The sequence below is a fragment of the Rhodohalobacter sp. genome (assembly GCF_041686455.1).
Lineage (GTDB): Bacteria > Bacteroidota > Rhodothermia > Balneolales > Balneolaceae > Rhodohalobacter.
In genome coordinates, this window is record NZ_JAWLDW010000064.1 from 1 (window position 1) to 14,755 (window position 14,755).

Here is a 14,755-nt window from a genome sequence, read left to right on the forward strand (position 1 = left end):
GGAGAGCGGATCTCCGTTCCAGATTACAAAGTCGGCGTCCTTTCCATTTTCGAGTGATCCGACCCGATGGTCTACACCAAGAAGCTTGGCTGTACTGATGGTAACCAATGAAAGCGCATCTTCAGGATCCATACCTGCCCTCACCATCTTAGCCGCTTCCCAGTTCATACGGGATGCAATCTGGCTATTGTCTGAGTGAAGGGAGGTGAGTACACCTGCTTCAGTCAGCAGTTTGGCATTGTAGAGTATTCCATCCTGGGCTTCCATTTTAAAAGATGACCAATCGGACCATACTACAGCACCGGCCCCGTGTTCGGCAAGTTCAGGTGCTACCTTGTATGCTTCAACACCGTGATGGAATGCTTTGATCGTGAAATCAAAACGTTCAGCCAAGCGCATCAGCATCAGAATTTCATCCTGACGGTAACTGTGTGATTGAACCAGTATATCTCCATTCAGAATGTCTCGCAGTGCATCGAGCCTGAGATCTTTACGAGGAGGTATTCCTTCTCCGGTCTCATTCCACTCGTTCCAGCGTGCTTCATAATCGCGGGCCATTCTGAAACGATCTTCAATCATCTGTTCGGTACCCATCCGGGTTTCCGGGTAGCGGTCTGAACCAACCCGTTTTGGATTTTCACCCAGTGCAAATTTCACGGTACGGGGCGCATCCTCAATTTTAAGATCATCAGATAATGAACCCCATCTCATTTTGATGTGTACGTTCTGCCCGCCAATGGGATTTGCCGATCCGTGCATGACATGAGCCGTAGTCAAACCACCGGCAATCTGGCGATACATCCAGATGTTATTGATGTTTAGAACATCACCCATGCGAACTTCCGCAGTGATCACATTTCCAACTTCGTTTACACCGTTCACACCGGAGTGGATGTGTGCGTCGATCAGGCCCGGAGTAACGTGTTTGCCTTCTGCATCAATTTCGACGGCATTTCGCGGAGCACGTAGGTCCCTTCCAATTTCTTCCACTTCGCCATCCGAGATAATCATATCTGCATTTTCCAGAATTCCCTCGGGACCCATTGTCCATATGGTTGCATTCCGAACGATCACATTTCCTGGCTGCTCGGGAATCGCGTTTCGGCCGTACTCCATTGCAGGACGCAGTTCGGAGAGTTGAAGATCACGATTCATGGTTTCTGTTGATTCCTCAGGCTCACTTTCTGATGCAGTACCGGTGCGCGTAGCACTAAACTGAACCCGGTCTCTGCCGGTTACTTCTGCCCAGCCACGAAGATTGTCTCCATCTACGGATCCGGTTAAACGTACCGGACCTTCGAGCCCCAGATCATTACCGGAAAAATCGGTTCTGAATCGTCTGGCCTGATCCTGCATGGAAGCAGACATCAGATCAATTTCATTTCCGTTTATTGTTACGGTTCCGTTCAATCGGCCGGGTCGGGACTCTTCAACCACCAGTGTACCGTCTATTGATCCATCGGTTGATACAATTTCCCACTCACCGCGAGGGTCAAGTTCCTTTTCGTGGTTTATTCGGTAGTGAGAACCATCAACCCAGAGATCGATGATTTTGGCACCATTTTCAAACAGGTCGCCATCAGCTACAATGATGTTTGCTGCCTTGCCGGCTTCGAGTGTTCCGTATGTGGAATCGATTCCCAGAAGATTGGCCGGGTTGGATGTTAAAGCTGCCAGCGCGGTCTCTTTATCTAAACCCAGCTGCACAGCCTTTCTTAAATTACCCAGGAAATCCTCCGGCTTTTCAAGACCTGCCGTGGTTAGTGAAAACTGAAGACCCGCGGATGCAACTCTTGCAGGATTTTCAGGTGCGAGATACCAGTGGCGCAGTTCAGCAAGATCTTCACTGAGTGCGTCTTCCGGTGTTTCAACATCCGGAGCTTCAGGATAGGCGAGAGGCAAAATAAGGGGAGCATTATTCTCACTTAATACATCCAGAACTTTATATTCGTGTCCATTTCCCAAAATCCAGGGACTGATAGAACTGAATTCATCTTTGAAACGCAGTGCGCGTAAAATTTCCTCATCATTGGATGTGTGAAAAATCATTGGCTGATTTCCATGAACAGCATCTCGAAGGGTGGCAAGCGGTGCATTCGATTCCGGCCGTTCCAGTGAAGGATTACTTCTGTACGCCTCATGAGCTCTTTCATACCAATCTGCATCGTAAAGTGTCTGACGAATCAGGGCGATGATACCAATTTGAGAAGTGGGATAGGAAAACCCGAAGTCCCGGTTTGTGGAAAGAGATACACCCTGTGCAATTCGATCCATAACCACACGATCGGAAACTTCTCCGTCTTTGAGACTGATAACGGCTGCTTCGCCTTTAAAAATTCCGAGTGGCGGCATTGATAGAGCCGCTGTAAAACCCTGGCTTCTCAACGCAGAACTTCCATCTTCTTCGGTGTCAAATTCTTGTTCTGCTTTAAGATGTGATCGCAAGTTTGGGTTCCAGGAGTTGTTCCCGCGATCGAGTTCAACACGAGGTTCATTCATCCCAACATCACTGTAAGAGTCGATAAATCCGGGGTAGAGGGTTTTCCCTTCCATATCCCAGACACGGGCATCGGAGGGAGGAGAAACGCGTCTTCCAACGGCTTCAATCACACCGTCTCGGATGACCAGCGTAGCGTTGCTGATGGTTTGACCCGGTGCAGTTACAATAGTAGCATTAGTGAAAGCATGAACATTTGGTGTATTGTCTTTCATGCCGTCAGTAGGAGCTGTTTGGGCAACCAATAATGCCGGAAGGGCAGCGGTAATCATCAAAACAGCCAGACACTTCAGAAGTGTTGTATTAATTTTGTCAAAGAGATGGTACATATGATTCATAGAATCTAAGTATGGTTCGGGTTGTAGTTAAAGTAAGTCGTGGTAAAAAAATTTGATTCGGAGTACTAGAAATGATTGAGCAGAATTTTTAAGCCATCGGGCAAGAGTTGTCAATCTTAGACAATTTATAAATCCAAGCTGCTATTCAAAATAAAATATCGAAAGAGTAGGGTGGGTGAGGAAAAAAGATGTAAATAGGAGGTGTGAAAATAAAAAAGGTACCCCGTTTTCACACGGAGCACCTCGGTTTGATGGGAAATCAGTAATTAATCTTTTTGTGCAGGAAATAGATCCCGGTTAACGATAAATACCAGAGGCAGTGCGTATATCCAGTGGCGGACCATTGAACCAACTGCCATATCTACTCCCATGTCGAGTCCGGCAACTCCGGCTCCAACAAGTGGAAACATGAATAACCAAACCAGTGCAATTGTTTCACCTGTTGTATAGATGAAAGGTCTCATCCATGAGGGGCCCCAGAGTGATGGGGCAATTCCTGCATAGAGTACGGCAAGCAGAATACCATTTCCGTAGTGACCGGCTACTCCGTAGGCTAAACCCAGTCCTGTCTTTTCTCCGAGCAGAGCGGGAATATCCCACCAGCCCATTCCCATCACCAATCCGAACAGATCGAAAAGAATGGTTCCTGCGATACCTGCTAAAATCGCTTTTGTCCAGTTAATTTTATGCATAATGATAATTTTTTAAACAGTTGCGGTTTTAAGTTCAGGTGCTTCAGGAAAATCAACAGGTATTTCCGTGATATTATGCAGAAAGTTGGTGATCGATTTTTCGCCCACATTAATGATGACGTCGATCAGACTTTCCTTACTGTACCCCGCATCAAAGAAAGTTTGAAGTGTCTCGTCTGATATATTTCCACGGTTTTCTATGATTTCTCCGGCCAGCTTGGCAAGAGCGTCAAATTTATCATCGAACGGCGCCTTGCCTTGACGCAATTCCAGGGTTTGTTCTTCTGTAAAGCCATTCATTTTTCCCAGCTGAGTGTGAGCGGCCAGGCAGTAGTTGCATCCGTTGATTTCACTCACAGCCAGATTGATGACCTCCTTCTCTTTGTTATTGAGAGATGTCTTGCCGTTGGCAAAAGTCATGTATCTGGCCAATCCGTTTTTGGAATGTGCATAGGTGGCATAGATGTTGGGTACAAATCCGAGATTGGATTCTAATTGATCAAAGATCTGTTTGTTTTGATCAGTGACTTCATTTTTCGTAGGTACATTTAATGGTCTCATAACTGTTTCTGTTTGTTGGTTTGAGTTTGTTACACTGCCAACATCGCTTAATTACGCACGCCTATAAATGCTCAAAATACCTCTCTTGTTGTCAATTCTTCCCGTATGAGGCCTGGGACCCATAATGGTTGGTTTGTTTTACCAGACGCTGTCAAATCCGGTGGGTGTTGACAGGTCTTGGAATTGACCTGCAAGCGTCCGCGAGGACCTGGCAGCATCCACAATCAATCTGAATTTATTTTGGATGGGCAATAGTATTAAACAGGAGGCTCCGCTGGAGCCTGTTCATGGTGCGGGTGTGAATTTCTATAAACAGGCAACTCCTAACGGAGTTGTTTTGGCCAAAGAATGAGGGCAAATTATTTTGGGAATGCATTCATTGGGATCTCTTGCAACAGATTGGGTGATTTGCTGCGAGATATTATCAGCGTCACTCAGCGAACCAATCTTCGCAACTCAGCGAGAAAACCATATCTTGATTTTTTACCGACGCTGTCAAATCCGGTAGGTGTTGACAGGTCTTGGAATTGACCTGCAAGCGTCCGCGAGGACCTGGCAGCGTCGATAATGCAAATTTGTTCATCAATGGTCAGATTTTTGGGATGCATTCCTTGGGATCTGTAACTACGGATTGTGTGATCTGCTGTGACATCTTCTCAGCGTGACTCAGCGAATCAATCCACGCAACTCTGCGAGAAAACCATATCTCAATTTATTACAGACGCTGTCAAATCCGGTGGGTATTGACAGGTCTTTTTACTTTTGATTTTTCTTCAAAAACTGAGTGGTGGTCATACCGGTCTGTTTTTTGAATAGTTTGCTAAACTGTGCCGGGTCATTATATCCAAGCTCGTAACCGATCTCTTTTGCGGTTTTGTCTGTGTAGAGAAGCATTCGCTTTGCCTCCATAATCACTCTTTTGTGAATCACTTCCAGTGGTGTTAAGTCTGAATTTTTGCTGAATACATTGGCGATTGTCTTTGGTGATTTATAAAGCAGATCGGCATACTCAGAAACACTTTTTTTGGTTTTGAAATATTCCTCAACCAAAACATTATAATGGCGGATGAGGTCAATTTCTGTCTGATTATCCCCATCTTTTAAAAGCTGTTTATTGGCCAATCGTGTGCAGCGTATGATGAATCGCTTTAGCAGAATTCGAAGCATCTCTTCCTGACTGGTCTCCTTCATATCAAACTCTTCGGAGAGTACATCAAAGAGTGTACGGAGACGTTCGGACTCATCATCATTCAGTTGCAGAATAGGGGAGAAGTTGGACCCGAAAAAGAGCAAACCGTTACAGGAGACCTCACTATCGTTTGTGTGAACGCAGTAAAATTCACGGTTGAATCGAAGAAATTTTACATCATCAACCTGATTGATACCGGTAAAATCTACCTGCTGCAAATATGTAGTACAGGTAATCTGTCCGGCCTCAAGTACAACGGTGCGTTCGTCCACGCCAAAGCAGACCGAGCCGGCACCGTCATTCCATATAAACATGAGAAAACTACCCTCATCGCGATCGGATGATGAAATTCCCTGAGAGATTTTAAATTCTGCATCGATTTCCCTGTTTTTGAATGTCTTTTCCATCATAACAATGGTTTGATGCAGGGTAAGTCCGGTATCTTACCTCTTGGGTTTTGTACTCATAAACAAATCGAAGCCGCTCATTGGAATGGGTTTTCCGTGATAGAGAAAACCTTCAGCGTACTTATATCCGCCAAGATGTCCATAATATTTGGCCCGCGCCCTCAAAGCTTCAAAAAATTTTGGGTCAGAGATATAGGTCTCCGGTTCATTTCCGGGATCAGCAACGTTAAATTGGGTTTGAAAAGCTTTAATAGCCTTCTCCTTGGTTTCAATCGTGTCTGTAATATCAAATACAAAATCGGGTTCAAACGGCCGATCCTGCATGTAATGTATGATATGAGCCGGCCGGTGTGGTTCCTGTAAATTTCCGTTTTTATCCTTTGTTTCAATTTTGACGAGGCCACTGTAGAAGATGGCATCAACCAATAGGCGGGAGGCATCCCCATGATCGGGGTGACGATCAGAAGGAGCCGTTATCAGGCAAACATGAGGTCGGAATTTACGTATAGCTTGAATAATGGGCAGATGTAACTCCCGGGTGTTATCGAGCTGGGTGTCGGGTAAACCGAGATTTTCCCTGACTGCAAGGCCGAGAATATCCGCGGCTTTTGCAGCTTCTTTCATTCTAATTTTTGGAGTGCCTCGAGATCCCATCTCTCCACGGGTAAGATCTACAACTGCAACTTTTTTTCCCTGCTTTACCAGCGCAGCAAGAGTTCCAGAACAACTGAGTTCAGTATCGTCAGGGTGAGCTCCAAAAGCTAAAATATCGATCATGTTTTGTAATATTTTTTCTGAATAATTTTTTTCAAATATAGTGAAACGAAAGCAGTTAATTTCCGTACCGTCAAAAGATTCCGTTTTGTTGCAAAGCAAGTGTACATCCTGAACGTCTTCAAATGATGGATGCATTCACAAATGAAAAATTATGTATCGAATACTTACCAGTTTTACCGAAGGGTTTAAAATAGCTATTTCTTCGCTGTGGGCGAATAAAATGCGTGCCATTTTAACAACAACCTGTATTGTAATCGGGATTGTGTCTGTGACGGCCATGAATACCATTACGGATGGGGTAGACCGCTCTTTCGATGAAAGCATGGATATGCTGGGCAGAAATGTAGTATTCGTAGAGAAATGGCCCTGGGGTTTTGGAGGTGAGTATAAATGGTGGGAATACCGAAACCGTCAGGAACTGGAGCTGGCGTATGTTGAAAAACTGAAAGATCTTGTCCCAAGTGCGTCTGCTGTTTCAGGACGTGTATATCGATCCACAAACGTTCGTTATGAAGATCGAGACGTTGAAGGAGTCGGTTTAAACGGTGCAACAGCAACTTATTTTCAGACCGCAGGATTAAATATCGAAGAAGGACGCGTGTTCAGTGAAGCGGATGAACAAAGATCAGCCAGGGTAGTAGTGATTGGCAGCGGAGTAGCCGAAGCACTCTTTCCCGATATGGATCCGATTGGTAAACGGGTGCGCATCAGGGGCCAGCGATTTACGGTGATCGGTACGCTGGAGAGTCAGGGCAGTTTTTTGGGAATGGAAGATCTGGATAATGAAATGCTTATTCCGGTTGGTGCCATGGCAACTATTTACGACCTGCGCTACGGCTTGAGATTGTCTGTGCAATTTCCCAATGAAGACATGCTCGCTGACGGTGAATATGAAGTGATTGGGGCTATGAGGCAAATTCGTGGACTCGACCCCCTGGAAGATGACGATTTTGCGATCAATAAAGCGGCACTTTTTGAGCAGGAGTTTCAGAGCATGAAAGTAGCCATCTACGGAATCGGGATTTTTCTCACCGGTCTTGCACTCTTTGTAGGAGGAATCGGGGTGATGAATATCATGTTTGTTTCCGTGAAAGAACGAACCAAAGAGATAGGAATACGGAAGGCAGTGGGAGCCCAATCGTGGGAAATCCTGCTGCAGTTTTTAATGGAATCGATTGTCATCTGTTTATTTGGCGGGGTGATTGGTGTGTTACTTTCGATCGGGGTAACTGAATTAATCAACCAAATTTTTGTAGCCTATTTGGACTGGACTACCGTTCTGAACGCCATCCTACTCTGTACGTTTATCGGAATACTTTTTGGATATTTACCATCCAGCCGAGCAGCAAAATCAGATCCAATTGAATCATTGAGATACGAGTAATATGAATATCATTGAAGTTTTCAGACAGGCACTCGACTCCATAAGGGCAAACAAACTTCGTTCTTCACTAACACTTCTGGCCATAGCCGTAGGCGTTTTTGCCATTATCAGCGCCAACACCGCCGTGCTTGTACTCGATACTTATTTTAAGGATACACTCAGCCTGATGGGCGGGGATGTGATTACCGTTAGTAAATATCCCACTATTAGAATGGGGGGAGAGAGCTGGGAGGAGTTTCGAAATCGTGAGGATATTACGATTGACCAGATGGAGAGGCTGGAAGACCTTACGTACATAACCGAAGGAGTTGGACCCAATAGAACCTACCGCACAACGCGCGTCTCCTACAATGATGAGGAAACGGAACCTAATATCGGTATTCTCGGAGGTAATGAACATTATCTAAATAACAATGCATACGACATTGAAAACGGCAGGAATTTTATGACCGAGGATATGGATTATGCCCGTTCTGTTGCTATCATTGGTGCAGATGTAAGAGATGCCCTTTTTGAAAGAGAACAAGCCTTGGGTAAGACCATTCGGGTAGAGGGCAGGCCATACACAATAATCGGTGTAACCGAGGCTAAAGGAAATGTGTTTGGCAATACAATGGATCGCTTTGTGGTGATTCCATATACAAATCTGGCCGGTATTTACGGTAAGAATCAGAATATTGGAGTTCAGGTACGTGCGGGTTCTGTGGACCGTATTGAAGCAGCAATTGATGAAATAACCGGTGTTTTACGCGCTATCCGAAAGGTTGATCCGGCAAATCCCAATGATTTTGAAATCAGTACCAACGAAACACTCGGAAATGCGTTCGAAAGTTTTACCGGAATACTCTACATAATCGGATTTGTTATTGGTGGAATTGTACTGCTGGGAGCAGGTATCGGTGTGATGAATATAATGCTGGTTTCCGTGAGCGAACGCACACGTGAAATTGGCGTGCGTAAAGCCGTCGGGGCAACGCGTAAAGCGATCGTTTCTCAATTTTTGATGGAGTCCATCGCCATTTGTCAGATAGGAGGTGTGATTGGAATTATTGTCGGAGCGGCCCTGGGAAATGCTGCTGCAATCTGGCTAGACTCCACAATCGTAGTCCCATGGGAATCTGCAGTAGGCGGTGTTATCGGTATGACGATCGTCGGAGTTGTATTTGGGGTATACCCTGCATTTAAAGCTGCTCAGCTTGATCCGATAGAGAGTCTTCGCTACGAATAGTGTATATGGTGGAATCGGTCCGCTGAACTTATGATTGAACCGGGAATATATTCTCTGCTCGCTTGTTATACCCATATATGGGTTTTGGATTGCCCCCTTTATTCTCTCTCAGTAGATCTTGACTGCTCGGAATTTGAAGAGTGGAGAGGCATTTAAAAACATAGTTTGAATGTCAAAAATCAATCCCAAAGTGTAACAAGTATTCAGCTTCAGCAGAATTCAGTTACCAGATTTAATCGGGAGTTTTTTTTTACAGCATGATAATTTTGACATACAATCGAATTCTTACTTTCCGGTTAAATCGGGATTTTGCAATGCTTACCAGCGAATATATTCTTGAAACTACATTTGAAATCGAATAACCAATCCCTTAGTGATATATCGGTAGCCCAGGGTGAAGAGAAGCGAAACCCTGGGAATTGATGAGTTGTAATATAAGCCGCCGAATAGAGAGATTGGATTGGAGTAAATAAAAGTAACGAGGCGTTGTTCACAATGTTCATTGTCAGCAGTAATCAGCATAAAAGTTTTAAAAGGGAAAGTTGTGTTTCCATTAAATCCGACTAAAAATAATGCGAATATCCCCAATCGAACTTCACTTCTGTAAAAACCGTTTTATGATTACACGTCAACGTGTTATTTTAACTTTATTCTAGTAATAAAACGGGATATTAAAATTATAAATAGAAACGGTTTACGCCATGAATACAGATATTATTAACGACTTGAATGAAGAGTTGGAAGGTGTAATAGAAGAGGGCTATTCTTATTTGCAGAGTGAAGAACTTCAGGAGAAAATTCAGGAGTTAAAAACTGAATCAGAACTTCTAATCAGAAAACATCCGATTAAAAGTGTTTTAATTGGTGCTGCAACAGGATATCTGTTAGCCAGGCTTCTAAAATAATTCAAACTTCATGAATGAGAGTCAACAAGATAGTGAACAAAAGGAGAGCTTTAGAAGAGAGCTACGAGTATATGTAGAAAAGCGTATTCAGTTAGTAAGTGTTGCAATTTCTGAACAGATATCATTGATGATTGCACAATCATTTCAGAAACTTGCCGGCTTGCTTCTGCTCAGTTCTGCTGTACTATTTGTGTGGCTGGCACTCTCATTTTTTTTAGGAGACCTTTTGAATAATACCAGTCTTGGTTTTCTGATCGCATCGGTGCCGTTATTTATATTTGGATTTGTTTTTATGCGGTCAAGCTCGAAAAAAATTACTGATCGAATACAGGCACAACTTATCTCCAGATTAATGGATGGTTTCGAAGAATCTTTTAAGATAGAAAAATCAAATCAAGAAGAGGACAGTTCTGGAAAAGAATAAAAATATAACAATGGCTGAAGTGAAGGAGCGAAAGAGAAAGCTTGAAGAGGAGATCCGTTTACTTGAATCTGGCTTTGAAGAACGCATTTCAGGTGTCAAAGAGGGGGTGGAAAGTGCCGTCAGTCCAAAAAAATATGTAAAGAAAAACCCGCTAAAGTCTGTTGCAATTGCCGCAGTGGCCGGCTTTACTTTGGGAATTTTAAAGAGAAGCAAGAAGAAGTCGCGTGATTACTCTCCTGAAAAAAAATCAAACCCGAGAAGCGGAATTTCGTCTATTCTTATGAACGAATTAAAGCACATGGCTGTAAAGAAGGCGATGTACTATATTTCTGAATTGGTAGATCAACAGATCGCGGAGCGAAATAAATCTGCTTCATCAGATAAATAACATCATTTCTCGAAAACTGAGCAGGGTTTTGTAAAAAAACGTATTAATTCACTAATACGTACCGATTTTACTGTAACTCTGTTTAAACTTTCTCGTGTAACATCAATAAATAACTTCAACTACCGAACGATGCAGAAACTATTACTAACCACATTACTGTTTTTATTTCCAATTTTGAGTGTAGCCCAATCGCAGTCTATGACGATTGAAGAAGCTATACAAACCTCTCTTGATAACAACTATCAATTAAAGCAGGCAGAGAATACACGCGACCTGGCGGATACAAGAGTTCGGAGTGCACAGGCTGATTTTCTTCCTTCACTGAATGCCAGCTTTAGCGGGTCCAGAAACGTGGGTCGGCAGTTTGTTCAGGAAGATCTCTCATTCGAAGACAGAACGACTTATGGATTGAATGGTGGATTGAACGCCAACATTACCATTTTTGACGGATTTACTAACATCTCAAATCTGCGTGCTGCACAGGCAGATCAAGAGTCGGAGCAGCTGAGCTTTCAACGTCTTAAAGAGAGTATCATGTTCGATACAGCAAGTCGCTTTCTGGAAGTGGTACTCAATCAGGAACTGTTAAAAATTGCTGAAAGTAATCTTGAAGCTTCTACAAGTCAGCTTGAACGAATTACGGCACAGGTTGAGGTGGGATCGCGGCCAACCGTTGATCAATATAATCAGGAGTCGGTAGTAGCAAATGATGAACTGGCGGTTATTCAGCGCGAAAATGCACTCGAAGTGAGTATGGGGCGTCTGGTCAGAATTATGCAGGACGATGCGATCAATGAAGTTGACCCTGTTATGCCAACAGTAGACGAAATGGCTCTAATGCCTATGAATCTCAATTTACAGGATATGATTTCTTCCGCTCTTGAGCAGAGAACTGATATTCAGGCTCAGGAGTTTGACATAGAAAGTAACCTCCAAAACTACAGAATTGCGCGAGGCCAGCATCTGCCAACGATTTCTGCGAGTGCAGGATTTAACGGTAGCTATAGCGATCAGTTATTAGACCCGATAACAAGAGAGACTGTCTCTTTTCAGGATCAGTTTTTTGATCAAAATGTTCGACGGAATCTGGGCTTTTCCATTCAAATACCAATTTTTAACCGATGGAATACACGAACCAATATTGAAAGTGCCAGAGTACAATTACGAAATAGTGAGCTAGCGATGGAAAATGTTCAATTCCAGGTTACGGAAGAAGTGAGGCAGGCATACAACGACTATACATCAATCGTGAAAGAGCTTGAGTCCACTGAAAAAGCATTGATTGCAGCAGAGCGCGCCTACGAAACCGAACAACAACGATATGAAGTGGGATCTTCGACCTTAATTGAGCTGAATCAGGCGAATGCAAATTACGTGCAGGCTCAGAGTAATCGAATTCAAGCTGTATATAACTTTGTATTTCAGGAGAAACTGCTCGACTACTACATTGGTCAGCTGGATAATAATTTTCAATTCTAAATTAACTTAAAAAAACGTAAGGTGATGGGTAAACAAAAATCAGCTACAAAAGGGCTTCTTAAAATTCTGGGTATCGTCCTGTTTGCATTTATTGCGCTGGCGGTAGTTGCAAAAACTGCCGGTTGGCTGGACGGCGGATCAAATGAAAAACAAGTTGAAACCCGGGAAGCTGAACTACGAACCATCACCCAGCTGGTATCCGCATCTGGCAGAATTCAGCCCGAGATTGAGGTTGTTATACGTCCGGATGTATCTGGTGAAATAATCGAGCTCAACGTGAAAGAAGGAGATTTCGTAAGAGAGGGAGAGCTACTGCTTCGAATCAAGCCTGATATTTATGAGGCGCGTATTGATGAGCTAAATGCTTCACTTCTCACTCAACAATCCAGAATGGAACAGGCGCGTTCAAACATGCTGCAGGCCGAGGCGGAATTTCGGAAGAATGAGCAGCTTTATGAGCGTGACTTGATTTCTGAATTGGAGTACATGCAGGTAAAAAATAATTATGAGGCTCAGCAAGCGAATTTCAAGGCAGCCGAGTATCAAATTGAAAGTGCTCGCGCCCAACTCAGAAGAGCAGAAGAAGAGTTGCAACAAACAGTGATCCGGTCACCAAGAGACGGAACTATCAGCCGATTGTCGGTAGAGAGCGGAGAACGTGTTCTGGGTCAGGCACAAACTGCCGGAACGGAGATGATGCGCATTGCTCGTATGGAACAGATGGAGGTAGAAGTAGATGTTAACGAAAACGACATTGTCAATGTCTCTCCAAACGACACCACGCTGATTGAAGTGGATGCCTATCCGAACAGGATTTTTGAAGGGATGGTCACTGAAATTGCAAATTCAGCGGATGTGACCGGCGGAGGTTCAGCTGATCAGGTAACGAACTACAAGGTAAAGATTCGAATAATCACACCTCATAACCTGGATCAGGCGGCAGATCGTGTATTGGCACAATCTGACGAGGTATCGGAGGTTCCTGAATCGGTGCCAAGTTTCAAACCGGGAATGTCGGGCACGGTTGATATCAAAACCAATACGGTTTACAATGTCGTATCAGTCCCAATACAATCAGTAACGGTCCGTGATTTTGCCAAGGATTCTTCCAAGTCTGATGATGAAGGTTCTGAAGAGTCCGAAGAGGATGAAACTTCCGAACAGCAGCCCCGTAATCAAGATGAGGATTTTCGCAGAGTGGTATTTTTGAATGATAACGGCAAAGCCAAGCGGGTAGAAGTTCAGACCGGAATCAGCGATAATACTCACATCCAGATTATGAGTGGCGTAGATGCCGGTGATGAAGTGATAACCGGAAGCTACCGGGTACTTTCCAGAGAGCTGGAAGACGGAGATCCAATTATAGTACAGAACAGAAACGAGATTATAGCTAGCGGAGGAAATTAAAATGGCTAAAAAAATTATTGAAATTACGGACCTTGCCCGCCACTACAAGATGGGCGAAACCATTGTTCTGGCGCTGAACGGTGTAACGCTAAATGTTGAAGAGAATGAGTATATCGCCATTATGGGACCTTCAGGCTCCGGCAAATCAACTTTGATGAATATGATCGGCTGCCTCGATACGCCAACCTCCGGTGAGTATATCTTAAACGGCAATCGTGTGAGTGAGCTGGACGATGCTGAGCTGGCGCAGGTTAGAAATCGCGAGATTGGCTTTGTATTTCAGACATTTAATCTGCTGCCCAGAACCGATTGCCTGAGCAACGTAGAACTACCGCTGATCTATTCCGGAATTAAAAGCTCGGAGCGTAAGAAACGAGCTACAGAAACATTGGGTCGGGTAGGGTTGGGTGATCGTGTAGATCACAAGCCCAACGAACTCTCCGGCGGTCAGCGACAGCGTGTGGCCATTGCTCGGGCACTAGTGAACAATCCTTCCATTCTGCTGGCAGATGAGCCGACCGGTAACCTCGATACCAAGACAGGAGAGGAGATTATGAATCTGTTTGAAGAGCTCTATCGTGCCGGAAACACTATCATTGTGGTTACTCACGAGAATGAGATTGCGGAGCACGCCCGGCGAATCGTACGCCTGCGCGACGGTGTGATTGAGACGGATGAAAAAGTGGTAAATCCAGTATTGGCCAACCAGGATTTGAATTTGCAGCCCGCATAAAGTTGTACGAGTAATTTTGCAAATACTTTACCCATCTGGCCGGCCTAAGCAGTCTGATGAGTAGAGAAAAATTTAAGATTTGATAATAAGGTTCGAACTCACCGGTTCGAACCTTTTTATATTTCAGCTTTCCCTTCTTGAGATAAGGAGCATATCCATATATTTGATCGTTTCACAGCGCGTCATTTTCCAAAGGTCAGAAATTATCGGCGTTTTATTCTGACATTCTGATTTTGTCGATAAATATTATTCAGGCAAAAGCTTGTGTTTACTTGCTTTGATAATATGATTGGAGTATTATCGGACAGCGGCACTATCGAAAATAGTGCCGGTAAATACATGTTAT

Annotated in this window: 13 protein-coding genes; 8 read left to right on the forward strand and 5 right to left on the reverse strand. The window is 44.0% G+C overall.

Annotation, left to right across the window (positions count from 1 at the left end; all coding sequences use genetic code 11):
- The 5 genes from ACESM0_RS08615 to bshB1 form a co-directional block, all read right to left on the reverse strand.
- On the reverse strand, positions 1-2,835 hold a 2,835-nt coding region (locus ACESM0_RS08615), incomplete at its 3' end, for an amidohydrolase family protein (protein WP_372905576.1).
- A gap of 266 nt (positions 2,836-3,101) precedes the next feature.
- Positions 3,102-3,527, reverse strand: a complete 426-nt coding sequence (locus ACESM0_RS08620; RefSeq protein WP_372905578.1) for a hypothetical protein — start codon at positions 3,525-3,527, stop codon at positions 3,102-3,104.
- 12 nt (positions 3,528-3,539) lie between these two features.
- A complete protein-coding gene (locus tag ACESM0_RS08625; protein ID WP_372905579.1) occupies positions 3,540-4,088 on the reverse strand; it encodes a carboxymuconolactone decarboxylase family protein in 549 nt (182 codons plus the stop codon).
- A gap of 756 nt (positions 4,089-4,844) precedes the next feature.
- Positions 4,845-5,687: a helix-turn-helix domain-containing protein gene (locus ACESM0_RS08630; protein ID WP_372905581.1), complete on the reverse strand. Its 843-nt coding sequence runs from the start codon at positions 5,685-5,687 to the stop codon at positions 4,845-4,847.
- Positions 5,688-5,720: 33 nt separating this feature from the next.
- Positions 5,721-6,596, reverse strand: a complete 876-nt coding sequence (gene bshB1 / locus ACESM0_RS08635; protein ID WP_372905583.1) for a bacillithiol biosynthesis deacetylase BshB1 — start codon at positions 6,594-6,596, stop codon at positions 5,721-5,723.
- Positions 6,597-6,612: 16 nt separating this feature from the next.
- Here bshB1 and ACESM0_RS08640 point away from each other — a divergent pair, with 16 nt between their 5' ends.
- From ACESM0_RS08640 to ACESM0_RS08675, 8 genes are all read left to right on the forward strand, one after another.
- Entirely contained in the window at positions 6,613-7,845 is a 1,233-nt protein-coding gene (locus tag ACESM0_RS08640; protein ID WP_372905585.1) for an ABC transporter permease, read from the forward strand.
- A gap of 1 nt (position 7,846) precedes the next feature.
- Positions 7,847-9,073 (forward strand): ABC transporter permease, encoded by a 1,227-nt coding sequence (locus ACESM0_RS08645; RefSeq protein ID WP_372905587.1) that lies wholly within the window; start codon positions 7,847-7,849, stop codon positions 9,071-9,073.
- 701 nt (positions 9,074-9,774) lie between these two features.
- Positions 9,775-9,978, forward strand: coding sequence for a hypothetical protein (locus ACESM0_RS08650; protein WP_372905589.1), 204 nt, complete (start codon positions 9,775-9,777; stop codon positions 9,976-9,978).
- A gap of 10 nt (positions 9,979-9,988) precedes the next feature.
- The gene (locus ACESM0_RS08655) at positions 9,989-10,402 is read left to right on the forward strand and encodes a hypothetical protein (RefSeq protein WP_372905590.1); all 414 of its coding nucleotides are present in this window, start codon (positions 9,989-9,991) and stop codon (positions 10,400-10,402) included.
- 10 nt (positions 10,403-10,412) lie between these two features.
- Positions 10,413-10,790, forward strand: a complete 378-nt coding sequence (locus ACESM0_RS08660) for a hypothetical protein (protein ID WP_372905592.1) — start codon at positions 10,413-10,415, stop codon at positions 10,788-10,790.
- A 129-nt stretch (positions 10,791-10,919) separates the two neighbouring features.
- On the forward strand, positions 10,920-12,269 hold the full coding sequence (locus ACESM0_RS08665; RefSeq protein ID WP_372905594.1) for a TolC family protein: 1,350 nt from the start codon (positions 10,920-10,922) through the stop codon (positions 12,267-12,269).
- A 24-nt stretch (positions 12,270-12,293) separates the two neighbouring features.
- Positions 12,294-13,676: an efflux RND transporter periplasmic adaptor subunit gene (locus ACESM0_RS08670; RefSeq protein ID WP_372905596.1), complete on the forward strand. Its 1,383-nt coding sequence runs from the start codon at positions 12,294-12,296 to the stop codon at positions 13,674-13,676.
- Between the two features lies 1 nt (position 13,677).
- Positions 13,678-14,409 carry an ABC transporter ATP-binding protein gene (locus ACESM0_RS08675; protein WP_372905598.1) on the forward strand — a complete coding sequence of 244 codons (732 nt, stop codon included), beginning with the start codon at positions 13,678-13,680 and terminating at the stop codon, positions 14,407-14,409.
- The last annotated feature ends 346 nt before the right edge of the window (positions 14,410-14,755 follow it).